This is a genomic window from Rugosimonospora africana (assembly GCF_016862975.1).
Lineage (GTDB): Bacteria > Actinomycetota > Actinomycetes > Mycobacteriales > Micromonosporaceae > Rugosimonospora > Rugosimonospora africana.
The window spans coordinates 162,562-185,067 of record NZ_BONZ01000050.1; the positions used below are offsets into that span (position 1 = coordinate 162,562).

Consider the following 22,506-nt stretch of genomic DNA (forward strand, 5'->3'; position numbering starts at 1 on the left):
GACCCGGGTACGTGGCTGGGCTTTGCGGGCCTGAGTTCGCACCACGACGCCCCGCCGACCCTCCAGCACCGGGCGAGACACGAAGGGCCTTCGGCTGCGAGACTGCCATCGTGGACCAGGTGCAACGGCTCATCGAGACCTACCGCTGCCTTCCCTCCCCGGTGGATGCCGAGGGTTCCAGTCGGTTCGCCATCATCACCGAGCTGGGGCGCCATGTCGGCGACCCGCGGGTGGTCGACCTCTACGTCTCGGTCATCGCCGACCCGCAGGAGTATGACCTCGCCCGGATCGAATGCATCAAGGTCCTGGGGCTGCGACCGCCGGACGCGCACGCCGACCGGCAACGGGTCGGCCGCGCGATCGCGCAGACGCTGTGGCCCGACGAGGACTACCTGGTGCGCCAGTACGCGGCGATGTCGTTGGGGGCGTACGCCGAGGACGATGACGTCTTCGAGGCGTTGGCCACCGCACTGACGCACGACGATGACATCGATGTTCGCCACAACGCCCTGGAGTCGATCCGGGAGGCTGGCCCCGACGACCGCGGTCTGGCTCTGCTGCGACGGATGGTGGACGATCCCGAGTTGGGATCCGCGGCGAAGCACACGCTCCAGGATTGGGCGGCAGGCGTGGGCGATGGGACGCGCGCCGACCGACCCGGTCGATAACGCGCTCCCCACCGACAGGTGCCGATCGCGGGACGGCGCCAATAACCGCATCGCCGCCACCACGGCCGGCAGCCAGCTTGACGTGGCAGCATCCACCTGTATATTCAACCATCTAGTTGATAAGCCTGGCGGTTGAATAGGACACATGGATACGAATCAGCTCAGCGCCACCTTCGCCGCACTGGCCGATCCGACCCGCCGAGCGATCCTCGCCCGGTTGGCCGAGGGCGAGGCCACGGTCAACGAACTGGCCGATCCCCTGCCGCTCACCCTGCAGGCGGTCTCCAAGCACCTCAAGGTGCTCGAGCAAGCCGGGCTGATCAGCCGTGGACGCACCGCCCAGTGGCGTCCGTGCCGCCTGGAACCCGTACCGCTACGCGAAGCCACCCACTGGTTGGAGCGCTACCGGCAATTCTGGGACGGCAGTTTCGATCGCCTCTCCGCTCACCTGCAAGAGATTCAGAAAGGCAATGCACATGGCTGAGACCTCGGCCACCAACGAGGCAACCACCCGAGAGTTCACCATCACCCGGGTCTTCGACGCGCCACGCCGCCTGGTCTTCACAGCGTGGACCGACCCGCGACAGATTGCCCAATGGTTCGGACCCGTGGGTGTCACCACGCCTCTGTCCACTGTGTCCATGGACGTCAGACCCGGCGGTGTGTGGCAACTGCGCATGATCGACGATGCCGACGGTGCGGAGTACCCGGTGGCCTTCACCTATCGAGAGGTGGTGGAGCCCGAGAAGCTCGTGCTGAGCGCACGAGTCCCGACCGGGCCGGCAGCTGTCGCCGGAGAGGTGCTGCTGACCGTGACCTTCGCCGACCTCGGGGACCGGACCGAAATGACGTTCCACGTTTCGGGCCTCGCGGTAGGCGAGGAGAACGCCGGGTTGGAGAGCGGCTGGTCCAGCTCGTTCGACCGGCTCGCGGAGCAGTTGACCGGAGACGCGCCCACGTCGTCGGGAGCACCCCGATGACCGCGGGCGACGCCGACGACGTGACGGGATTGCCGCAGGGAGACGTTCGCCTGCTGCACAGTCCGGTCGCGCAGCGCCTGCTGTCGTCGACCGAGTTGGCACGCATCGCGTATGTGGCGTCGGACGGCACACCTCGGGTCTTCCCGATGCTCTTCCACTGGACCGGGACCGAGGTGGTGCTCTCCACATTCGGCGGAGCCAAGGTCTCTGCCCTGCGCGCACGGCCGGCGGTCGCGATCACCATCGACGCGGCTTCCACACCGCCGGAGGTGCTGCTCATCCGCGGTCGGGCCGAGATCACGGAGGTCGCCGGCATCGTGCCGGAGTATGTCCTGGCCCACTACCGCTACGGCGGTCCGGAGCAGGGCGCCGCCAACATCGCCGCGGTCGACCACCCGGGCACGAGGATGTTCCGCATCGCGGTCCGCCCGACCTGGGTGGGCGTGCTGGACTTCCAGACCCGGCTGCCCGGTGGGACCAGCCCGGAGGAGTTCAACCGGCGGGGACGGTCATGAACAGGCCGCGGTCGAGCGCACCGGCCACGTACGTGCTGATTCACGGCGCCGCGGCCGACTCGTGGTGCTGGCACCTCCTTGCCGCCGAGCTGCGCGACCGGGGCCACGACGTGGTGGCCGTCGACCTGCCGTGCTCCGATGAGTCGGCGGGCCTTGCGGAGTACGCCGACGAAGTGGTCCGGGCCATCGGCGACCGCGACAACCTCGTCGTGGTGCCTCACTCCTTCGGTGGCTTCACCGCCCCGCTCGTGTGCGACCGGGTGCCGGTCAAGCTTCTGGTCATGCTGCAGGCAATGATTCCGTTGCCCGGCGAAGCGCCGGGCGAGTGGTGGGCCGCGAGCGGATACGACCGGGCCAGGCGCGAACAGGACGCACGCGACGGCAGGGCCGAGGAGGATCTGGTCGCCCTGTTCGTGCACGATCTCCCGCCACAGCTCGCGGCCGAGGCGCTCGGCCGGCAGAAAGCTCAGGCCAGCACCCCCTTCACTCAACCATGGCCGCTACCGGCATGGCCGGACGTGCCGACGACGTTCCTCCTCAGCAGCGGCGACCGCTTCTTTCCCGCGGACTTCATGCGCCGCCTCGTACGCGAGCGGCTAGGCATCACGCCGGACGAGATGGTCGGAGACCACCTCCCGATGCTCGGCCACCCGGCAGAGCTGGCGGACCGGCTTGAGGAGTACTGGCGCCAACAGCAACAGCCCGGCGAATCACCGGCCGCCTAACCCGCATGGGCAGCAGCATTACGTAAACCGACAGCAGCTGGCTGCATGGGAGCGGGCATCGCGCCGGACCTAGGGTCGGGAGCGCAGGTTCCGGCACGCGCCACCACTCCGCGGTGGCCGCCGACGGCGGCTCTCGCCCGTTTGGGACATGGGACGGTATGGACACATCACTCCGGGGAACAACGTTCAGTCGTCGCTCGGTGCTCGCCGCTGCCGGTGGGCTCGTCACCGGCGCGGCGGTCGGCAGGTCGGCGTTCGCCACACCGGCCGCGGCCGATCCAGCCAGCCGCAAGGGTTATGTGGACGTCCAGGTCGTCAGCATCACCGACCTGCACGGGTACCTGCAACCGCCGGCTCCCACCGACGGTGGCCTCATCACCGGGGCCGGCGGCGTCACGCTGCAGGTCGGAGGCGTCGGCTACCTGGCCGCGCAGCTGAAGCGGCTGAGGGAGGGCAGGGTCAACTCCATCTTCTGTTCCGCAGGGGACAACTTCTCCGGCTGGCCGTACTATGTCGACTCGCAGAACAACGAACCCACCATCGAGGCACTCAACGCCATGGGGCTGCAGTTCAGTTCGGTGGGAAACCACGAGCTGGACAAGGGACCCGAGTTCCTCATCAAGCACATGGAGCACGGTGTGCCGTACCCGGCGGTCGGCATCGACGACAGCTTCATCGACTCGACCGGCGCGCGGTTCCACGGCGCCGACTTCCGGTACTACAGCGGCAACGTCCTCTACAAGGACTCGGGGAAGGCGATCGTCCCGCCGTACAACGTGGAATGGGTCACCGCCCCCAACGGCCGCCGCTGGCCGATCGGATTCATCCACCTGACAGTCTTCGGCGCCGAAGGCGCAGATCCCACGCTGGGATTCAACTGTTCCTTCCAACCGACACTGACCACAATGGACGAGATCGAGACCGCCAACCGGTACGCCGCGGAACTGAAACGGCGCAACGTCAATGCCCTCGCCATCGTGATGCACGAGGGCGGTTACGCCGGAACGGACTACAACTCCGGCACGAGTCCGACCGGACCGTGCTTCGACATCGCCCATGCCGTCAGCCCAGACATCGGCGCCATCATCACCGGTCACTGGCATTGCCGCTTCAACATGATGGTTCCGGACCCGAACGGTCTGCCGCGCCCAGTGGTCGAGGCGGGCTACTACGGTCAGGTCATCAACGAGATCCAGCTCGCCCTGGACCCGGACACCGGTGAAATCGTCCGAGAATTGACCCTGTCCACCAACCACGCGGTCACCCATGACCTGCCGGTGGACGAGGAGCTTCAGGACATCGCCGACTACTGGACCGGGCAGTCCGACAAGCTGTACGCCACCGCGCTGGCCCGGCAGACCGGCGACTTCACCCGCATCCCCAACCCCGACGGGGAGAGCACGCTGGGCAACCTCGTCGCCGACTTCATGGTCTGGGACACGTTGCAGAGCAAGCAGGGGCACGCCGAACTGGCGTTGTGTCCCGCGCACCCGATCGTCGGCGCCGCCGCGCTGCGCGGTGACCTGCCGTACGCCAAGGGCACCAACCCGATGGACGAAGACGGCCTGATCCTGTTCGGTGAGGCGTGGACGGCGTACGGCTACGACAGCCCCGTGGTCTCCGTGAGCATCACCGGCGACACTCTGCACCAGGCGCTGGAACAGCAGTGGCAGACCCAGCCGGACGGCAGCGTCAAGTACGGCCCACTGGCCGTCTCCGCGGGAGTCTCCTACCGGTACGACACGTCCAAGCCGGTCGGGCAGCGGGTCGCCCCATCGGACGTGACGATCAACGGGAAGCCGTTGGACCTGGGCCGGCGGTACCGGGTGGCGGCGAACTCGTACACCATCGAGGGCCGGGACGGCTTCCCCGCGCTGATGGCGTTCACCGACCCGGTCCGGCACAGCCTCGACCACGAGGGCTTCATCCGCTACGTGCGGGAGCGTCGGGTGCTCTCCCCGGCGCCGCTGGGCCGGGCAGGCTCGCTGACTGCGGTCCCGGCGTTCGCGGGTCCGCCGTACCTGCCCGACCAGTTGCCCAGCGACGCGCTGTCCGGGCCGGCGATCGCCCCCGGCCAACGCTGCTGAGCCAAAGGTTCGGAAGCCTGCGCCGGTTGGCGCATCGCGGCCGGCGACGCGGCGGGTTGGAACGGCGGCAGGTCGAACTTCGGGAACAGCGCCGGCTCCTGGAACGACACGACGCGGGCGACACCGTCCGTCGTGAGTGTGAGCACCTGGATGGGGTACGCGCGGTAAATGCCGTCGCGACCGCGGAGGTAGGTGGCGAACCCGGGCTGCGTGTTGGCCGCGCGAGGAATCATATCGAGCAGCTCGCGCTGCTGAGGTCGGACGGCTCGGCGACGCCGTCTTCGGTCGGCCCAGCGCGGTAGAGCTGTGCGCGGGCGCCGCACAGAAGGCCGTCGTCAGCGCCGTCCGGGCCGACGAGATCGGTCAGGCATCCGGGGTATTCAACTCCCTGCGTCAGATCGGCGGAGCGTTCGGGATCGCGATCGTCGTGGCGGTGTTCGCGGCCACCGGAAGCTACGCCTCGCCCTTGCGGTTCGCCGACGGCTTCGGCGCCGCCATCGGCGTCGCCGCGGCACTGGCGCTGACGGGGCGGTCATCGCGGCGGCGGCACCCGGGCGGGCAGCGATGGGGCGCGCGGCACGTCGCGACATCACCGCCGAAAGCAACCCGGGCGCCTCACTGCCGTTTCGCGACGTGGTCGAGGAGCGTACGTAGTGCCTGATCCAGACTTTGGCGCTGCCCCGGGTCCAGGCACGAGACGAGCCCTGCCACGTTGGTGGCGTGCTCGGCGATCACGGCGTCGACGACCTCGTGCCCGGCCTCGGTCAGGGCGACATGGAAACTGCGCCGGTCGTCGGGGTCGAGACTGCGCCGGACGAGGCCCGCGGCTTCGAGGCGGTCCAGTCGGCTGGTCATGCCGGCCCGGGACATCATCAGGGTCTCCGACAGCGCCGAGGGGATGAGGACGTACGGCGGGCCGGATCGACGCAGCGCGGTGAGCACATCGAACTCGCCGCTGCGCAGGCCGTGCCGCGCGAACACCGGTTCGACGGCGCCAGCCAGGACGGCGGACAACTGGGCGACCCGTCCGAGGATCCCGACACCGGACAGGTCCAGGTCGGGGCGCTCACTCCGCCACTGCTCCAGCATCACGTCGACCGCGTCGAAGCCTCCTGCGTCCATGCCCCTAGCTTATTCGCCAGAGGATAGTTAGACTCCGAACTATCAGACAGCGAACTACTTAGGAGGAACATGTCACCCCTCAGCGAGGCGACCCTTGTCCGCGCGGCCACGGCCGAACAACTCGGTGAGAGCCCGAACGCGACCTGGCTGCTGGCCGACGCCGACCAGACCGACCATGCGATGAACGCCGTCCGCACGACGCTGGGCCGCGGCGTGAGCGGCCCGCCGCCACACTTCCACACCGAATCCTCCGAACTGTTCTTCATGCTCGACGGGGCGCTGCGGGTCCTCACCGAGAACACCGTTGTCACCGTCACCGCGGGCGACTTCCTGCTCGTCCCGCCGCGCATGACGCACGCCTGGGCGACTCCGGCCGACCAGAACGCGGACGTCCTGATCATCAAGGCCCCGGGCACCAACCGGTTCGAGTACTTCCGGCTCGTGGACCGCATCCGCAGGGGCGAAGCGAACCCCGGCGAGATCCTGGCCTCCCAGGACCGGTTCGACAACCACTTCGTCGACAGCGCGGTCTGGCAGGAGTACCAGCGAGCACACGCCGGCGACCCGCTCGTTCGGCTGTCCTTCGACAGCACGGAGGCATGAGGTGCACCTCTGGTCGGCCGGTCTGTCGATCGTGCTCGCGGCGGCGTCGCTGGCCGGCGGCACCGCCAAGCTGGCCGGTGCGCGAGCGATGCGCGCCGATGCGCGGCGCTTCGGCTTCCGCTTCGCCACCTACCGGTTCATCGGTGGCCTCGAACTCGCCGCGGCGGCGGGCCTGGTGGCGGGGCTGTTCGTCGGACCGTTGGGAATGGCGGCGGCCGGCGGCCTCGTGGCTCTCATGGCAGGGGCGACACTCGTACACGCCCGGGTAAAGGATCCGGCCGTCAAGACCCTGTCCCCGATCGCCGTCGGCGTCCTCGCCGCTGTGACGGGCACGCTACTGGCACTCGTCAACACCTGATCGGTCGGGCACGGTCTCCACAGAGGACGGTCGCCATCCGCGCTGGCGTCCGAGCCCCTGCTCCGTCAGGGCGAGTGTGACGGCGCTCACTTCGCGATACATTTCCGCGCTTCGCGGAGTCTGCATGGTCGGCGGTCCAACTCGTTCGTGCGAACGCGTCGAAGCCGCGGGATTTTACGACGGAGATGTCGCGAGTCGTGCCCGATCGGCCGGGCGTCAGGCGGGCTCGGTGGCTTGCGACGGGAGGAGAGAGCTCAATGCTGAGAACACGCGCGGCTCGTGTGGTGGCCGGTGTGGTGATCGCGACGACGGCGGCGGTCGCGCCCATGATGACCGCTTCCCCCGCCAACGCCGCGAGCAAGCACATCGGTGTCCACGGAAACGAGCTCCGGTGTTGGGGAGACGGCGGGGTCCTGTGCCTGTACTACAACCACACCATGACCACCGGGGCGTTCTGGGGCACGGCGGTCAACGACTCGGATCTGTACAACGACAAGTTCTGGGGCGGGACGGGCACCGGGGCCGGGCAGGTGGTGAAGAACAACGCGACCGCCATGTCCTGCTCCTGGTATGCCTCCCAGTGTTTCAGCTACTACAACCACGGCTACGCGGGCAACTACGACTGGGAGTACGGCAACGAAATCGGCCAGCTGTCGTACACCTGGAACAACGACGCTTCCGTCGAAGTCATCACCTGCGGCGAACTGTCGTCCTGCTGAGCCGCACCGGTAGACGGTCGCTCGACACAGGGGTATGCCGGGTCGTCGAGGCTGTGTCCGGCGGTGCCGGGCGCGGCCTCGACGCGGTGGCGGAGGGATCGAGGATGCGGGCCCATTCGTGGCGTGGACGCGTGGTGGTTGTGGTGATTGGCGCCCTGATGTCGGTGGCGCCAGCGGGATGCGTTTCGAGGGTTGACGGGGCGGTGGAGGCCGACCGGGCGGCCGGCATGGCCACCACCCGAGGTGGAGCCGGCGGCGACGAGCTCGTCCTTCCGATGAACGCCTACGGCTACACCGTGCCCGAACGCGACGAGCTGGGTCGGGCACGGCAGGTCCTCACCGACACCTGCATGCGGCGGCTGGGCTACGACACCGACCCCGCCGCCGAAACCGTACGGTTCGACCAGTCGGCCGCCATCGACCTGGCCGACCACGGGGTGTACGGCAACAAGCGCCGCTACGTCCTGACCGACCCGGCCGTCGCCGCACGGTACGGCTACCACCTGGTGTCCACCGCCACCCAGGTCGCCAGCGGCCCACGCGATCCGCGGCGAGCAAGTGCGCCGACGATGCCCGAACGGGAGGCTCTCAGCGGTGTCGACGCGGACGGCAGACCGGTGACCCACAACAACAACGGCCAGCCGATACCCGCCGGCGGCTGTGTCGGCGCGGCCGATCACACACTGACCGGCACCGGCCGGGCGGGAGAGGCCGATCCGGTCAGCAAGCTGGACGCGGACTCCTACCAACACTCGCTGCGGGACCCGAGAGTTCTCGCCGCATTCGACGCCTGGTCACACTGCATGACCGGACGGGGCTACCACCTCCCCGGCCCACTGCACGCAAGCGACGCGTTCGGCCTGGACACTCACACCGTCACGCCGGCCGAGATCGCCACCGCGCAAGCCGACGTGGCCTGTAAACGGCAAACCCGCCTGACCGACATCTGGTTCGAGTCCGAGGTCGCCTACCAGAAAACACAGATCCGCCAGCACGCCAACCAGTTCCACCAGGCCAAGCTCGACCACGACTCGGTCATGGCGACGGTCGCCAGAATCCTCGCCAACCACCACTGACGATCGCCAGCCTCCAGCGAGGAGCCCGACCCGGCCGCCGCACCGCGGGCTACCCGGCGCGCCGGGCCACGGCCGAAACCGCGGCCGGCGCGGTGTCACTCATTTGACGACCTCACGGATACCCTTCTCGAGACTCTGCAGGGCGGTCCGGGCCGGGGTCTTGCCGGCCAGCACGGTCTGCGCGAACAAGTTGATGGCACTGCCGCCGTCGACGGCCGCCAGGGCGCTGAACTGCGCCGTCGACTGGGCCGCCAGCGTCTTCGCGATCGGCGCCCACTCGTTCGTGATCTTCACGCCCATCGTGTTCTTCTGGAATTCCGGTGTCGCGATGATCGTCTTGAGGACAGGCAGCAGCGGCATGACCTCCTTCGTCCAGTACGCCTTCATGTTCTGGAGGTACCAGATCAGGAACGCCTCGGAGCCCTTCTGCGACGGAGTGTTCGAGTACATCATCAGGTTCGGGATGTAGACGACCGTGCCCTTCTTACCGGACGGGCTGGTCAGCGGGCTGGGGACCTGCAGGTCCTCGCTGGTGTCGCCCGTGTCGGTCCGCAGGCCCGGCGTGTAGATCCCGATCCCGAACTTCTTGTTCTTCCACTGCGCCTGCATGTTCGCGGTTGTGTAGCTGACCGAGCTCGGGTCGACGATGCCGTCCTTCGCGAGTCCGACGATGAAGTCGACGGCCTCGACGTTCTCGTCCGTGACGCAGTTCGGCTTGCCGTCCGGGTCGAAGAGCCCTCCCCCGTTGTTGATGATCATGCTGATGATCGACTGGTTGCCGATGGCGTTGCCGGCGCCCGCTCCGGTCCCGAACCCGTACACCCCGATCTTCTTGAGGCCGAGCCCGGCGGCTCGCAGCGAGTCCCAGTCCGTCGGTACGCCGACGCCGGCCTGGTCGAGCAGGGACTTGCGGTACCAGAACACGCGCATGTCGATCGACCACGGGATGGCGACGTAGCCCTTGGCGGTCTTGAAGCTCTCGACGTAGCCCGGGAGGAAGTCGTCGTACATGCCGTTCTTCTTCAACTCGGCGACGACGTCGTCGGCGTAAGCGATGGCGCCCTGGTCGGCGAACTGGAATGCCTGGAAGCCGCCGCCCGAACTCACCGCGGGACCGGTCCTGGCCACCACGGCGGAGGCGAACGTCTGGTAGAAGTTCTCCCACTGGATCTGCTGGAACGACACCTTCGGCAGCCCGCCGCTGGGGGCGTAGTCGGCGACGAGCGACTTCTCCGCGGCCAGGTAGGCGTCGGCGCCCCAGGGCATGTCCCAGAACTTCAGCTCGCCGCCGCCGTTCCCGCCGCCTGACGACGACCCGCAGGCGGCCACGAGCGGCGCGACGGCGGCCGCGAGGCCCAGGCCCAGGACGCTGCGGCGGCTGACATCTCGGTTCACCGGTAGTACTCCTCTCGAAGACCTGACGGTGGGCCTCAGTGCCGGCGCGCAGCCGGTCGAGTGCGGATCAGGCCCGACCCGCGCCGAGCGTATACTGCCCAGACCGGTAAGACCAGTCTTTGCGAACGTGGACCCGGCTCTCGGCCGGAGCCGGGTCCGTCGTCAGGAGAGTTTGAGACCCTCGAGCACGTCGTCGATCAGGTCTGACAGCCGGGCGTTCTCCCCCAGAACCGACGCCACCCGTTGGACCGCGAGCTCGTCCAGCGGGACGTCCATGTCCTCGCCGTACAGATCCCTGGCGAGTACCACGTGACGGGTCATGGCCCGCGACGCGGTCTCGGCGTCGCCGGCGGCGATCGCCTCGACGACGTCGTGGTGCAGGGGCGCGCCCAGTTGCAGCACGACGGGATCGGCGAGGCTGCGCAGCTGTAGTTCCATCACCATCGGGGCGATCGCTCCGAACAGGATGCCCAGCACCGGATTGCCGGACATCCGCGCGATCGAGGCGTGCAGCGCGAGGTCGCAGCGGGCCCGTTCGATCATCGTTTCGGCCTCGTCGAACGCGCGGACCAGGTCGCGCAGGGTCGCGACGTCCTGGGTGCTGGCGCGCAGGGCGGCGTTGCGGGCAGCCCGACCCTCGATCATCTCCCGCGCCTCGATGAGGTCGCGGGGGGTGGCGCGCTGGTGCCGCGCGGCCGAGCCGAACGTGCCGGCGAGCTGCATGGAGTCCGGGGCCTTGACGAACGCGCCGCGGGCCGGCAGCACCTCGACGAGGCCCCGCTCGACCAGGCTGCGCAGTACCTCGCGGATCACGGGCCGGGACAGGCCGCTGGAGACCGCGAGCGACCGCTCGCCGGGCAGCTTCTCACCGGGAGGCAGCTTGCCGGTCAGGATCTGGCGGATCAGGTCGGCCTCGAAGTTGGACCGGCTCGGTATCCGCCGACGGCCCGGACTGGGCTCGGCCTCGGTCACGGACTCCTCCTCGCGGTCAGGACGCTGTTCAAAGTAGAGCGTGCCACTTCACCAGTCGTGAACGGTTCCGTCGAGCAGCCGGCCGACCGGAAGGTACGCGGCTCGATACGGGAACCGCTCGGCGGCTCGGGCATCCAGGCTGACCCCGAGGCCGGGTCGTTCGCCCGGTTGGAAGTAGCCGTTGGCAAAAGAGTAGCCGACATCGAACACCTCGAAGGTGAGGTCGACGTGCTGCATGAACTCCTGGATTCCGAAGTTGTGCAGCGCGAGATCGAGGTGCAGCGCGGCGGCCAGGCCGACCGGCGAGACATCGGTCGGTCCGTGTATCGCGCTCTTGACCTGACCGACCGCCGCCATGTCCAGGATGCGTCGAAGGCCGGTGATCCCGCCGGCGTGCGTGACGGACGAGCGCACGTAGTCGATGGACTGGTCGGCGAACAACTGGAGGTAGTCGAAGACGGAGTTGAACGTCTCACCGGTCGCGAGGGGAACGGTGGTGTGCTGGCGGACGAGCCGCAGCGCCGCCTGGTTCTCGGCGGGTGAGACGTCCTCGAGCCAGTACGGCGCGTAGCCCTCGAGGGACTTGCCGAGCCGGGCCGCCTGGATCGGCGTGAGGCGGTGGTGCACGTCGTGGAGCAGGTCCAGCTCCGGGCCGAACGTGTTGCGCAGCTTGTCGAACATGGCCGGAACCGAGCGCACGTACCGACCGGGGTCGAACGGCTCCTCGACCGGCCGCTGCCCCCGCGCCGGTTCGTAGCCGCCGTCGCCGGCCTCGGCCACGCCGTAGCCCCCGCCGATCCCGGGCGTCGACACCTGGACGCGGACCGCGCCGAAGCCCTGTTCCAGCAGTGCGCGCACCGAGTCCGTCAACTCATCGAGATCCGTCCCGTACGCGTGACCGTAGGCGCGGATCGCGTTCCGGCTCCGCCCCCCGAGGATCTGGTACAGCGGCAACCCGGCGGCCTGAGCCTTGAGATCCCAGAGCGCGACGTCGACGGCGGCGATGGCCGCCATGGTGATCGGGCCCCGGCGCCAGTACGCCCCGCGGTACAGGTACTGCCAGGTGTCCTCGATCGCGTGCGCGTCCCGGCCGATCAGGATGGGGGCGACGTGGTCACGCAGATAGCTCGCCACCGCCAGTTCGCGTCCGTTCACGGTAGCGTCGCCGAGCCCCACCAAGCCGTCGTCGGTCTTCAGCACCAACGTGACGAAGTTTCGTCCCGGGCTGGAAATCACGACGTCCGCGGACGCGATCTTCACGTCGGAGCCCTCCTGTATCCGCCCCGGCCGCATGGTCGAAGCTAACTGGTCAGACCGGTCAGGTCATACTACTATCATGACCGCCGGTCGAGCGGCCAGCGCGCCGGCACCCCGACGAAGGGACGAGCATGCGGTTGACCGAAGCGGCGCGACCCCAGGCAATCGCCATGTGGGACTTCTCCTGGCTCGAGCGGCGCTGGCCCGGCGCGGGCTACGAGGACTGGGATCTCGCCCTGGCCGGGCTGAGGGAACGCGGCTACGACCTCGTCCGCATCGACGCGTACCCGCATCTCGTGTCGGCGGGCGGCGAGCGCGTCTGGTCGCTGCCGCCGCGCTGGACGCAGCAGTCGTGGGGCGCCCAGTCGCCGATCGACGTCCAGGTCCTGCCCGGCCTGGTGCAGTTCGTCGCCGCGGCGGCCCGGCACGGGATCGGGGTCGCACTGTCCACCTGGTTCCGGACGGATCGCGACGAGGTCCGCATGCTCCTGCGCACGCCGGCCGAACTCGCGAAGGCGTGGACCGACACTCTCGACGTCGTCGCCGCGGCCGGCCTCCTGGAGCACGTCACCTACGTCGACCTCTGCAACGAGTTCCCACTGGCCGCGTGGGCGCCCTTCCTCTACGGCACCGACGTCGGGCCCGGACTGCCGCGCAGCCATCCGCGTATCGAGGCATGGATGCGCGAGTCGATCGAGATCGTACGGGCGGCGTACCCCGACCTCGACTACACGTACTCCTTCGCGGGGCGGTACGGCCCGACCGACGCGCCCGACGTCCGCACCTTCGATCTGCTCGAGCCGCACGTCTGGATGGCCTCGGCCAGCGACTTCAACAAGGACATCGACTACAACTTCGAACTGTTCGACCCGCGCGGCTACGACAACCTCGTCCGCCTCGGCAGGCGCACCTACGAAGCCGACCCCGAGCACTACGACGGGCCGCTGTTCGAGCAGATCGACTGGCTCGCGCAGTGGTCCCGGACGACGGGCAAGCCGCTGGTCACCACCGAGTGCTGGTCCATCATCGACTACAAGGACTGGCCGGGTCTGGACTGGGACTGGGTGATGGAACTCAACGAGCGTGCCCTGACCCGGGCCTCGGCCACCGGTCGCTGGGTCGCTCTGGCGACGTCGAACTTCTGCGGTCCCCAGTTCGTCGGCATGTGGCGCGAGGTTGACTACCACCGGCGGCTGACGGGGCTCATCCACGACGGTCCGCTCGACGTGGAGTTGGGGGACGGCGACCGTGTCGGCACCTGAGATCTCGCGGACCGCCACACACGGCGCGAACGCGCCGGACGAATCAGACCGGGCCCCCGGCGCGGCTCCGATCGGGCGGCGGCACTCCAGGCGGGGCCGCAGCCGAGCGCTCACGCTGCTCGTACTGGTCGCTCCGTCGGTGCTCCTGCTCGCCGTCATCAACGGGTACCCGGTGGTCTACGGCCTGGTGCAGTCGACACACGACAGCACGCTCATCTCGAGCGGGGCCTGGACGGGCCTGGCCAACTACACCCACGTCTTCACCGATCCCAGTTTCTGGAGCGCGACCCTCTTTACCTTGATCTTCACGGTTGTCGGCGTCTTCGGCAGTTGGGCGGTCGGTCTGGGCCTCGCGTTGCTGCTGCGCACCTCGGTGCCGGGAGCGACCGCGTTCAAGGTGCTGCTCATGCTCCCGTGGGTGGTACCGGTCGTCGTGTCCACCACGGCGTGGAACTGGCTCATCGCCACCAGCGAAAGCCCGATCCCGAAGCTCATCCACGCCCTGGGGTTCGCCGACCCGATGTTCCTCTCCGACCCCACGACGGCGAAGGTGACCGTCTGCCTCTTCAAGGTGTGGGCGAGCTTTCCGTTCATGATGGTGATGATGTCGTCGGCGTTGGCCGCGGTCGACCACGCGTTGTACGAGGCATCGAGCCTCGACGGGGCGGGCCGGTGGCAGCAGCTGACCCGGATCACGCTGCCCAACATCGGGCGTTCGACCTACATCAGCTGGATCCTGATGATGATCTTTTGCGTGAACGACTTCCCGAGCATCTATCTCCTGACCGGCGGTGGACCGGCCAACAGCACGACGACGCTGATTGTGCTCGCGTACCGGACCGTGTTCCAGAACTTCCAGGTCGGGACCGGCGTAGCCATCGCCTTCGTGCTGACCGCCGCCCTCGTGCTGGTATCCGTCGTTCTGTACCGCCAGATCAGGAAGGTGGAAACGGCATGAGCCGCCAGACGCGAACGGGTCGCCGCGCATCGGGTCGGTGGTGGCGCTTCGCTCTGCTCACTGTCATCACGTTGATCGTGCTGGTGCCGGTGTTGGCGGTCATGTGGCTGTGTTTCCGGCCAAGCAGCTCGTCGTCGTCGCACGCGTTCTTCACGCTGGAGAACCTGACCCATGTCTTCCGCGACACCGATGTGCTCATCTGGTTCCGGAACAGCCTGGTCGTGACGTTCGCGACCGTCCTCGTCTCGGTCGCCGTCGCCGCGCCGGCGGGCTACGCGCTTTCGCGTGGTCGAGGCCGTGCCATCTCCGGCTACTCACTGCTGCTGTTCGTCGTGCAGTCGCTGCCGATCATCACCGCGGTGATCCCGCTGTTCATCCTCTTCGCCCGCTTCGGGCTGACGGACAGCCTGCTCGGCCTGACCATCATCTACGTCGGCAGCACGATCTCGGTGGCGACGTGGATGATGGCCGCCTACATCGACACGATCCCGATCGCGCTCGAAGAAGCCGCGTGGGCCGACGGCACCGGCATCTGGGGCTCGTTCCTCCGGATCGTCCTGCGCAACTCACTCCCGGGGATCCTGTCCACAGCGACGTTCGCCTTCCTCGTCGCGTGGAACGACTATCTCGTCGCGCTCGTGTTCCTGCGCTCGTCCGGCCGCTTCACGCTTCCGGTCGGCATCGAGACCTTCTTCCAGCAGCACGCCACCGACTGGGGATCGGTCATGGCCGTTTCGGTGGTCATGCTGCTGCCGCCCGCCATCGTGTTCGGCGCACTCAACAGATACTTCAGCGTAGGAGGAATCGGTGGTTCTCTTGCCGGGCGATGACGGCGCCCGCGGGGTCAGCACCCTATGAAGTGCGCGAGGTGGTACGGAGCGAAGATGGTGCGCGTCGAAGAGGCACCGCTTCCCGTCGCCAAGGACGACGAGGCCGTCATCCGCGTTCTATGGACAGGACTGTGCGGCAGCGACCTCGAGGAGTACCTTCACGGGCCCGTGGTCGCGACCCCGCCGGTCGTGCTCGGCCACGAAATCGTCGGCCGAGTCGAGGTCCGCGCCCGCGACGGTTCGGGCCCGAGGGAAGGCACGCATGTCGTCGTCGACGTCGTGACCGGTTGTGGTAGCTGCTACTGGTGCCAGCGGCACGAGGAAGGACTGTGCCCTGAGCTCGTCGTGACAGGACAGCACCTTGACGGTGGACTCGCCGAGTACGTCGTCGGACGCGCGAGCCGGCTCGTCCCCGTACCCGACGGCATCGACGTCCGGCACGCCGCACTGGCCGAGCCCGCCGCGGTGGCAGTTCGTGCGGTTCGACGGCTCGGATCTGTGGTTGGCAAAAGCGCGGTAGTCGTCGGCGGCGGCACCGTCGGGATACTGGTCGCGCAACTCCTGGCCCATTCGGGAGCGTCCCACGTCATCCTCCTTGAGCCCGCCGAATGGCGGCGTGACGTCGCTCGGGCACTGGCTCTTCGCGCGGAATGGGCGCCGAGCGCCGCCTCCCGCCGCGCGCTCGCGGCGGGCTTGCTCCCAGAACACGGCGCGGACCTCGTCGTGGAATGCGCGGGTGTCGCGGACGCCGTCCGCGAGTCCATCCAGCTCGCGCGCCCCGGCGCCACCATCGTCCTGCTCGGCGTGCCGATCGACGACGCGCTCATCGACGTACGCGACATTGTCTTGAGCGAGAAGCAGGTGCGGGGCTCCGCCGCACACATGTGGGACGACGACGTCCGGACCGCCGTGGCATTTCTCGCCTCGGGAGTACTTCAGGTAGCACCACTGATAACGCACGAGGTGTGCCTGGACGAGGCCCCATTGGCCTTCGAGCGACTGGCTGAGGAGTCACAGCACGTCTTCAAGCTGCTCGTGAGGTGCGCCAGCGACACGGGAGCTACAGCCACACGGACGGGTTAGTCACCTGGTGTCGGGCTCGAATGCGTGGTCGGGCCGAGTGAGTTCGGAGGAGAGGATCGCGGAGTCGATCTCCCCGGCCAGCAGGCCGGCAAGGAAGGCGGTCGCGGTGACGGGGTGGGTCTCCCAGTCGGTAGCACACGACACGCCCAAGGCGGCTGGCGCTACCCGAGCCAGATCACGATCCCGGTCAGGTTGTTGAGCACGGCTGCGACCCCGGCTCTGATGGCGGATGCGCAGCGTTCGGCGGTGAACGAGCCGGGGTCGTAGGCGGAGCACATGCCCAGTCCCTCGCCCCGGAACGACGCGCCGGACCAGTCGACCGCGGTGACATTGCTCGTCGGTTCGGCCAGCTCCGCGCCGACCACGAGGAACTGCTGCGGCAGGTGGCTCGGGGTGACCAGCACGAGCGGGTCGACGAGGTCGTTGCCGGCACCGTCCCGTGGACGCTGCTCCTGCTCGTCGTCGTACTCATCGCGGTCATCGTCGCGGCGGTCCGGCTCACGCGTCGCGCCCGGAAGCGGAGCAAACTACGCGAGGACGTCCGCGTGCGAGAAGCCGTCGACCAGGCGCTTCGCGATCGGAACGCCGCGGCGCACTGACCGAGGGACGCTGGCGTACGACGCCTTGCGTGGCAAGAGGCTGGCGTACTACGCCTTGCGTTGCAAGAGGAAGACGTGGATCAGCGGGAAGTCCCAGTTCTGGGAGACCGTGAACAGGCTGTTGAGGGCCCGTGCCCGCTCGGGTTGCATCCCCGTCCATGGACTGGTGTCGTCGCTGGTGTTCACCAGCCAGATCCGTTGCCGCGTCCCAATGCAGGGCAACGCGCTCGGACACTCCTCGGCGCCGTAGCCGCCCGTCTGCGCGGGCGTCTTGAGCAGGAAGACATCGACGGGCTGAGCAGCGTCATGCCGCATCTCGTACTGGAGCCCGAGGCGCGGGGGTCGGCGGGTGCCGGCAAACGCGATCCCGTCATCGGCCCGAAGCCCAGCCACGATGGTCTTCGCCGCCGACGGGTAATCAGGCTCGTCACCCATCAGGTGAGCCCGGACCGCGTGTTGCGCGGGCAGCGTCAACAGGACCAGAGCCGGTATGACGGCCGCACCGATCAGCAGCTGCGGCCACGAATGCCGGGTGGTGACACGGACCACGGCGTAGATCCAGCCGACCGCGAGCAACGCCCAGGCCGGCAGCGTGAACAGCAGGTACCGGAACAGGAAGACATGCAACACCGGGAACGTGACGTACGTGAGGACCGGCGGCAGAATCGTCCACGCCAGCAGCGTGACCGCGAGCCGGCGGTGACGTGTGAACAGCAGCACGAGCGTGCCCAGCAATCCCATTGCCGCCAGGGCCACCGAGGTCGGGTACGAGCCGAACAGTTGCGCTGGAAACTGGACAATCGCGTGCTTGTCCGCCTTGATCCAAGCGATCTGGGCCGACTGACCGGACGACGAGAATGCGAGCGGCATCGCGAGCGCCGCGATGAGCGCGAAGGCGCCGATCGACTTCCACAACCGCACGTCGCGGTTGGACCTCCGGTAGCGGAACCACACGAGCAGCACGTGCGGCGCCACGACAAGGATCGAGACCAGGTGGAAACCCGCGGCAAACCCGACGGACAGCGCGTACAGCAGCCAGAATCCCCACACCGGACGTTCGAGAGCGACCAGGAGGATCAGCGTCGACAGGGTCGCAGCGGCGACCGCCAACGCGTACGGGCGGGCCTCCTGCGCGTACCTGCTGACCGAGGGCAGCAGAGCGAAGACCACCCCGGCGATGAGTCCCGCGTTGCTGTTGAACAGCCGCTGGCCCACCAGTGCGGTGAACCCGGCCGCGCATCCCATGGCAACCACGGCCGGCAGCCGCAGCATGGCTGGAGAGTCGCCGGCAACCGAGACCCAGAAATGCATCAGCACGTAGTAGAGGGTCAGAACCCGGTCGGTGTTGCCCAGCAGCCGGAAGAGGTCGTGCCACGCCAGAGTCGCCGCGTGCTCCGTAGCGTACTCGTCGTTCCACATCTGCCGCTGCCCGATGCCGTACCAGCCCAGCGCGATGGTCAGCGCGGCCGGCCCGCAGAACAGCAGAAGCTGTCTCCACAGCGCGATTCGCTTGGACGGCGGCCGTTCTTCGGCGGGCACCGGGTCCGCGAAGGATGACGCTTCCGGGGGCAGCCGAGGGAGTACGACCGTGCCCGCGTGCGTTCTCGGGAGGAGAACGGTGGCGTCGTGCGAGTTGGGCCGTTGGCGGGGAGGTGGTGAGTTCCGCTCGTTGACTAGCATGACACCTTCGCGGTCTTCAGACTCGCCTTGAAGGCGGAGAGGTCGCCCGAGTTGTCGTCGTAGCGCCAGTCGCCGTCACGGGTCACCTCGTTCCAGACGAACCCGGCGATCTGCGGGTTTCGGAGCAGCCAGGAGCCGAACCCGCTGATCCATGACCTCTTGTCGGTGCCCTTCTGCACACCGACCTCGGTGAGCACGATCGGCTTCTTGGTCAGGGCGTGGATCAGCGTGAGCGTTGCCTTGTAGGTGGTGTCCGGGTTTGCCTCCCGCACGCCGTAGCCGGTCAAGCCGACGACGTCCACATAGGAGTCCCCCGGCCAGAACGGCTTCAGGGTCCTGCTACTGGCCCCGCGAATGATGTTCGGCGACCAGACCCACAGCGCATTCGTCGCGCCCGCCTTGCGGAAAAGGTCGACGACATGCTTCCACGCCGCCACGTACTGACCGGACTGGTTTCCGTTGGCGACCCCCCACGGGTACCAGTTCCCGTTCATCTCGTGAGCGAAGCGGATCAGCAGGGGCTGCTGGTACTCGACCACGCTGCGGGCCACCGCCTCGTACTGCTTGTCCCAGTCGCCGTCGATCGTCGCCTCGAGCGACCAGTCGGGCTGCTTCTTCCCGCCCGTGCTCACCCACGGTTCGAGCGAAAGCATCGGCGTGCCGGCCACACCGCGGAGCGTCGCAACGGACACACCGTCCATGACGGAGCCGAAGACCTCCTGCAGTGCGGGTCGGCAACCGACCTTCGCGGCGACAGTGGCCAAGCCGGCCGCCGATCGGTCGGGCGTGTACACCCCGAAGACCGGCCCATCGCCGGGTAGGACGTCGTCCACCTTCGCAACGACCGGGCCGGCGGGCGACGGACTGGAGGTGGGTGGGTTCGCCGCCCGGAAGGACCACTCCTGCTGGCGGCCACCGTTGCAGGCTGCCGCTGACAGGCACAGTGCGGCGGTGACCACGATGGCGATGAGGCGGAACTGAGCCGGTGCCCTCCTCACGGCGTCCTGCCCAGTACCCGATCGGAGGGCGGCGAGTCGTGATCCTGTGGCGGGTACGAGTGACGCCCGACTCGCTGTTGCGGGGGGTACCAGGACTGCGCGTCTGCGGGGCGCGGCGCGGCCGGCACCCGTTGGTCGGGCATCGGTGTCCGTTGCGCTGCGCGCGGAGTTGAGACGGGGGCTCGAACGCTCGCCTGGCGCGGGTGGAACTGGGCCGGGGCCGGGACGCGGCTCGGTGCGCCCGGTGTCGGCGCCGGTGACGGCGGGGTTGCCTCGCGGATGCCGTACGACGGGCGCAACAACGGGAACACCATGTAGAGCTGAACGCCGGCGAGTAGCGCGGTCGCCCAGAGCGGACCGAAGCCGTATTCGCGAAAGCGCAGAGCCAGCCCGCCCCAGAGCAGGGCCTGAACGACGACGATCCAGACTCGAAGGAGCCTGGAGACACGCTCCGGGGCTCCCTTCTTCTTCGTCTTGGCGACTTTGTTCACGGCACCGGTCGGCACCCACTCTTGGACCTTGTCGCGCAGCGCGTCGGTAATCGCGATGACGTGGCATGCCGAATTGATGAGGCAGAGCCGGAAGATGCCGGGTCGCCATCCCCTGGCCATCATCGGAAAGACGAGCAGCGTGGAAAGGAGAGCGGGAATCATCGGCAGGTAATTGTGCGGAAGAACGTTCTCCGGGAAGAACCAGAGCATGGTGAGTGTGGGAAATGGCGCGGTGATGAGCAGACCCGCCGAAGCCATGTAATAGAGGAAGGCCGCCCAGAACGCGGTGCGCTGTTGCCAATTGAACTGGGCGTCCCGAAAATGCCGCTCGGTCATCAGCAGCATCGAGGATCGGCACCATCGCTGCTGCTGGTTCGTTATCGCCTGCCAGGTGTCAGGCGCGACTCCCTTCGCGAGAGCCAGCGGGAGGTAGCGAGTCTCCCAGCCGCCGGTCCACAGCTTCACGCCGGAATTCACGTCCTCGCCCAGCGGCACCCGGGCGAAGCCACCGACCGACTCCACGGCCGCACGCCGATAGACCACGTTGGTACCCGCGCAGATGGCCGCCCGCCAGACGTCGCGAGCGGGCTGGATCCAGCGGAAGAAGATTTCTTGAAGACTGCCGGCGCCTCGTTGGACGTAGTTCATCCACGGTTCGATGTCGAAATACTGCGCGGTCTGGACAATGCCGATCTTCGGATCGTCCTGCATGTAGGGCACTGTCTCGTACAGGAAATCGGATCGGGGCGCGAAGTCGGCGTCGAATACCACCCCGAACTTTCCCATGGAGAGGTCGAACGCGTTGATCATGTTGCCGGCCTTCTTGAGCCAGCCGCGCTCGCCCTCCTGAGGGGGCCGACCCGGGACTGGTTCTCGTCGGCGCACGTAGACGAAGCCGTACTCCAGGGCCATCCGCTCCACCTCTGGACGCCGGTCGCCGTCGTCGAGCAAGTACCGCATCACCGGTGCGTGCCAACGGATGGCCGCGACCGCGTGACAGGTGTTGCGCAGTACCGGCAGGGGCTCGCCGCAAATCGGTACCCAGATATCCACCGTGTCCGTGGGGTCCGGCCGATACCCGTTAATGACCGCTTCGTGCTGAGGCAGAGTCAGTCTCGGCTTGTGGCTACGCAACCAGAAGTTGACGAGAACCGGGAGTAGCATGATCGGCAAGAAGAGCAGCGCCGGCGTGGTCCACGGGGTCTTGAGCGCCACCATGACATAGCCATAAAGGATGCCGAGTGCGCTGATGAATATCCAGGCGAAAATCCACGGTTTAGGCTTTTGAAAATAGCTGTACTTCTCTTCGTCACTCGGCGGTTGTGGCAGGTAGCCGTCGTCCCCTTCGGCGACCGGTTCCTCACGGCGCAACGATTGCCGCTTCTTGCCGCGCATGAGGTCCACTCCCAGTGTCCGAATGGCGTGCGCGCCGTCTGCTCAAGGCAGCCCGACGCTAGAGCGCGCCTCGGTTACCCGGAAATTTGTTAAACGATCACACGCCCCAGCGGGGATCTTGACACCGTGTAGGAAGCCCCGTCAACACCGGTTCTTTCTGGCGGCTCGGTGATCCTCCACACACCCTCGATACGGCGCTCCCCTTAGTGGCCGATACATGCGCGAGGCGATTCAGCCGGTGTGATAAGCGGACGAAGCATCGGCAATTAGCTGTATGGGCCGGCAAAACGGCTTAATGGTCGGGCAGCCGAGCCCGAATTGCTCGGTTAATGTCTGCGGAGTGCCGAACTGGTAACGAGTCGCCGGGCATGGGAGGAATACCGGACACGCATCCGCCGGCGCCTCTCGCCGCGCCGACCGGGCGCGCGGCCAGGTACCGCGCGAGGGTCGGCCACGTCCCGCGCGTCGTCCGGGCCGGGGGTCAGACCGGGATGCCGAGCCGTTAGGCGAACGCCGACATCTCGTCGCGTTGCTCGTCGGGCTCGGTGGCGGCGGCCGCTACAACGACTCGGGTCACACCCTGCGCGGCGAGGGCCTCGACGTGCTCCCGCGTCAGGTCCATCGACCGTTACCTTTCAGTGCACTCTAGTGAGCACACGATCGATAGTCCTACCTTGCGGTGGGACGGTCCCGGTCTGACCGGCGGATGCCGTGCCGGGTTGACGCTTCACGG

General features: G+C 67.8%; 24 protein-coding genes. 15 read left to right on the top strand and 9 right to left on the bottom strand.

Annotated features, from left to right (window positions below; all coding sequences use genetic code 11):
• Window positions 1-110: 110 nt before the first annotated feature.
• The 6 genes from Raf01_RS26805 (at window position 111) to Raf01_RS26830 (ending at window position 4,975) form a co-directional block, all read left to right on the top strand.
• A complete protein-coding gene (locus tag Raf01_RS26805) occupies window positions 111-668 on the top strand; it encodes a HEAT repeat domain-containing protein (protein ID WP_203920783.1) in 558 nt (185 codons plus the stop codon).
• Between the two features lie 145 nt (window positions 669-813).
• A complete protein-coding gene (locus Raf01_RS26810; RefSeq protein ID WP_203920784.1) occupies window positions 814-1,152 on the top strand; it encodes an ArsR/SmtB family transcription factor in 339 nt (112 codons plus the stop codon).
• Window positions 1,145-1,648: an SRPBCC family protein gene (locus tag Raf01_RS26815; RefSeq protein ID WP_203920785.1), complete on the top strand. Its 504-nt coding sequence runs from the start codon at window positions 1,145-1,147 to the stop codon at window positions 1,646-1,648. Before Raf01_RS26810 ends, Raf01_RS26815 begins: the two co-directional genes overlap by 8 nt.
• Window positions 1,645-2,163, top strand: a complete 519-nt coding sequence (locus Raf01_RS26820) for a pyridoxamine 5'-phosphate oxidase family protein (protein WP_203920786.1) — start codon at window positions 1,645-1,647, stop codon at window positions 2,161-2,163. The genes Raf01_RS26815 and Raf01_RS26820 overlap by 4 nt, the downstream gene beginning before the upstream one ends.
• Window positions 2,160-2,888, top strand: coding sequence for an alpha/beta fold hydrolase (locus tag Raf01_RS26825; protein ID WP_203920787.1), 729 nt, complete (start codon window positions 2,160-2,162; stop codon window positions 2,886-2,888). Before Raf01_RS26820 ends, Raf01_RS26825 begins: the two co-directional genes overlap by 4 nt.
• 158 nt (window positions 2,889-3,046) lie before the next feature.
• A complete protein-coding gene (locus Raf01_RS26830) occupies window positions 3,047-4,975 on the top strand; it encodes a bifunctional metallophosphatase/5'-nucleotidase (protein WP_203920788.1) in 1,929 nt (642 codons plus the stop codon).
• Window positions 4,976-5,590: 615 nt separating this feature from the next.
• On the opposite strand, the gene Raf01_RS26835 is transcribed toward Raf01_RS26830, so the two are convergent.
• Window positions 5,591-6,097: a MarR family winged helix-turn-helix transcriptional regulator gene (locus tag Raf01_RS26835; RefSeq protein ID WP_203920789.1), complete on the bottom strand. Its 507-nt coding sequence runs from the start codon at window positions 6,095-6,097 to the stop codon at window positions 5,591-5,593.
• A gap of 69 nt (window positions 6,098-6,166) precedes the next feature.
• Between Raf01_RS26835 and Raf01_RS26840 the strand changes: the two genes are divergently transcribed.
• The 4 genes from Raf01_RS26840 to Raf01_RS26855 all read left to right on the top strand — a co-directional run bounded on the left by Raf01_RS26840 (window position 6,167) and on the right by Raf01_RS26855 (window position 8,853).
• Window positions 6,167-6,700 (top strand): cupin domain-containing protein, encoded by a 534-nt coding sequence (locus Raf01_RS26840; protein WP_203920790.1) that lies wholly within the window; start codon window positions 6,167-6,169, stop codon window positions 6,698-6,700.
• A 1-nt stretch (window position 6,701) separates the two neighbouring features.
• The gene (locus Raf01_RS26845) at window positions 6,702-7,058 is read left to right on the top strand and encodes a DoxX family protein (protein WP_203920791.1); all 357 of its coding nucleotides are present in this window, start codon (window positions 6,702-6,704) and stop codon (window positions 7,056-7,058) included.
• 257 nt (window positions 7,059-7,315) lie between these two features.
• Window positions 7,316-7,777 carry a hypothetical protein gene (locus Raf01_RS26850; RefSeq protein ID WP_203920792.1) on the top strand — a complete coding sequence of 154 codons (462 nt, stop codon included), beginning with the start codon at window positions 7,316-7,318 and terminating at the stop codon, window positions 7,775-7,777.
• A 203-nt stretch (window positions 7,778-7,980) separates the two neighbouring features.
• On the top strand, window positions 7,981-8,853 hold the full coding sequence (locus tag Raf01_RS26855; RefSeq protein WP_203920793.1) for a hypothetical protein: 873 nt from the start codon (window positions 7,981-7,983) through the stop codon (window positions 8,851-8,853).
• Between the two features lie 99 nt (window positions 8,854-8,952).
• On the opposite strand, the gene Raf01_RS26860 is transcribed toward Raf01_RS26855, so the two are convergent.
• The 3 genes from Raf01_RS26860 to manD all read right to left on the bottom strand — a co-directional run bounded on the left by Raf01_RS26860 (window position 8,953) and on the right by manD (window position 12,480).
• Window positions 8,953-10,248 (bottom strand): ABC transporter substrate-binding protein, encoded by a 1,296-nt coding sequence (locus Raf01_RS26860; protein ID WP_203920794.1) that lies wholly within the window; start codon window positions 10,246-10,248, stop codon window positions 8,953-8,955.
• A gap of 162 nt (window positions 10,249-10,410) precedes the next feature.
• Window positions 10,411-11,220, bottom strand: coding sequence for a FadR/GntR family transcriptional regulator (locus Raf01_RS26865; RefSeq protein ID WP_203920795.1), 810 nt, complete (start codon window positions 11,218-11,220; stop codon window positions 10,411-10,413).
• Between the two features lie 48 nt (window positions 11,221-11,268).
• Window positions 11,269-12,480, bottom strand: a complete 1,212-nt coding sequence (gene manD, locus Raf01_RS26870) for a D-mannonate dehydratase ManD (RefSeq protein WP_203920796.1) — start codon at window positions 12,478-12,480, stop codon at window positions 11,269-11,271.
• Window positions 12,481-12,608: 128 nt separating this feature from the next.
• Here manD and Raf01_RS26875 point away from each other — a divergent pair, with 128 nt between their 5' ends.
• From Raf01_RS26875 to Raf01_RS26890, 4 genes are read left to right on the top strand one after another with little or no spacing between them, the layout of a single operon-like run.
• On the top strand, window positions 12,609-13,739 hold the full coding sequence (locus Raf01_RS26875) for a cellulase-like family protein (protein WP_203920797.1): 1,131 nt from the start codon (window positions 12,609-12,611) through the stop codon (window positions 13,737-13,739).
• On the top strand, window positions 13,726-14,697 hold the full coding sequence (locus Raf01_RS26880; protein WP_203920798.1) for a carbohydrate ABC transporter permease: 972 nt from the start codon (window positions 13,726-13,728) through the stop codon (window positions 14,695-14,697). Before Raf01_RS26875 ends, Raf01_RS26880 begins: the two co-directional genes overlap by 14 nt.
• Window positions 14,694-15,527, top strand: a complete 834-nt coding sequence (locus Raf01_RS26885; protein ID WP_203920799.1) for a carbohydrate ABC transporter permease — start codon at window positions 14,694-14,696, stop codon at window positions 15,525-15,527. Before Raf01_RS26880 ends, Raf01_RS26885 begins: the two co-directional genes overlap by 4 nt.
• A gap of 54 nt (window positions 15,528-15,581) precedes the next feature.
• Window positions 15,582-16,610, top strand: coding sequence for a zinc-dependent alcohol dehydrogenase (locus Raf01_RS26890; RefSeq protein ID WP_203920800.1), 1,029 nt, complete (start codon window positions 15,582-15,584; stop codon window positions 16,608-16,610).
• On the opposite strand, the gene Raf01_RS26895 is transcribed toward Raf01_RS26890, so the two are convergent.
• Entirely contained in the window at window positions 16,611-16,754 is a 144-nt protein-coding gene (locus Raf01_RS26895) for a hypothetical protein (protein WP_203920801.1), read from the bottom strand.
• Between the two features lie 17 nt (window positions 16,755-16,771).
• Window positions 16,772-17,014, bottom strand: a complete 243-nt coding sequence (locus tag Raf01_RS26900; protein ID WP_239133937.1) for a hypothetical protein — start codon at window positions 17,012-17,014, stop codon at window positions 16,772-16,774.
• Here Raf01_RS26900 and Raf01_RS26905 point away from each other — a divergent pair.
• Window positions 16,994-17,209: a hypothetical protein gene (locus Raf01_RS26905; protein ID WP_203920802.1), complete on the top strand. Its 216-nt coding sequence runs from the start codon at window positions 16,994-16,996 to the stop codon at window positions 17,207-17,209. The two genes, Raf01_RS26900 and Raf01_RS26905, sit on opposite strands and share 21 nt — an antisense overlap.
• 48 nt (window positions 17,210-17,257) lie before the next feature.
• On the opposite strand, the gene Raf01_RS26910 is transcribed toward Raf01_RS26905, so the two are convergent.
• The 3 genes from Raf01_RS26910 to Raf01_RS26920 form a co-directional block, all read right to left on the bottom strand.
• Window positions 17,258-18,748, bottom strand: a complete 1,491-nt coding sequence (locus Raf01_RS26910) for a glycosyltransferase family 39 protein (protein WP_203920803.1) — start codon at window positions 18,746-18,748, stop codon at window positions 17,258-17,260.
• Between the two features lie 134 nt (window positions 18,749-18,882).
• Entirely contained in the window at window positions 18,883-19,887 is a 1,005-nt protein-coding gene (locus Raf01_RS26915) for a glycoside hydrolase family 26 protein (protein ID WP_203920804.1), read from the bottom strand.
• Window positions 19,884-21,773 (bottom strand): glycosyltransferase family 2 protein, encoded by a 1,890-nt coding sequence (locus tag Raf01_RS26920; protein ID WP_203920805.1) that lies wholly within the window; start codon window positions 21,771-21,773, stop codon window positions 19,884-19,886. Before Raf01_RS26920 ends, Raf01_RS26915 begins: the two co-directional genes overlap by 4 nt.
• Window positions 21,774-22,506 lie beyond the last annotated feature (733 nt).

Excerpts from the sequence above, each read along its gene's own strand:
- Raf01_RS26810 (WP_203920784.1), top strand. The coding sequence starts at position 814 with ATGGATACGAATCAGCTCAGCGCCACCTTCGCCGCACTGGCCGATCCG.
- Raf01_RS26815 (WP_203920785.1), top strand. The coding sequence starts at position 1,145 with ATGGCTGAGACCTCGGCCACCAACGAGGCAACCACCCGAGAGTTCACC.
- Raf01_RS26820 (WP_203920786.1), top strand. The coding sequence starts at position 1,645 with ATGACCGCGGGCGACGCCGACGACGTGACGGGATTGCCGCAGGGAGAC.
- Raf01_RS26825 (WP_203920787.1), top strand. The coding sequence starts at position 2,160 with ATGAACAGGCCGCGGTCGAGCGCACCGGCCACGTACGTGCTGATTCAC.
- Raf01_RS26830 (WP_203920788.1), top strand. The coding sequence starts at position 3,047 with ATGGACACATCACTCCGGGGAACAACGTTCAGTCGTCGCTCGGTGCTC.
- Raf01_RS26835 (WP_203920789.1), bottom strand. The coding sequence starts at position 6,097 with ATGGACGCAGGAGGCTTCGACGCGGTCGACGTGATGCTGGAGCAGTGG.
- Raf01_RS26840 (WP_203920790.1), top strand. The coding sequence starts at position 6,167 with ATGTCACCCCTCAGCGAGGCGACCCTTGTCCGCGCGGCCACGGCCGAA.
- Raf01_RS26850 (WP_203920792.1), top strand. The coding sequence starts at position 7,316 with ATGCTGAGAACACGCGCGGCTCGTGTGGTGGCCGGTGTGGTGATCGCG.
- Raf01_RS26875 (WP_203920797.1), top strand. The coding sequence starts at position 12,609 with ATGCGGTTGACCGAAGCGGCGCGACCCCAGGCAATCGCCATGTGGGAC.
- Raf01_RS26885 (WP_203920799.1), top strand. The coding sequence starts at position 14,694 with ATGAGCCGCCAGACGCGAACGGGTCGCCGCGCATCGGGTCGGTGGTGG.
- Raf01_RS26890 (WP_203920800.1), top strand. The coding sequence starts at position 15,582 with ATGGTGCGCGTCGAAGAGGCACCGCTTCCCGTCGCCAAGGACGACGAG.
- Raf01_RS26920 (WP_203920805.1), bottom strand. The coding sequence starts at position 21,773 with ATGCGCGGCAAGAAGCGGCAATCGTTGCGCCGTGAGGAACCGGTCGCC.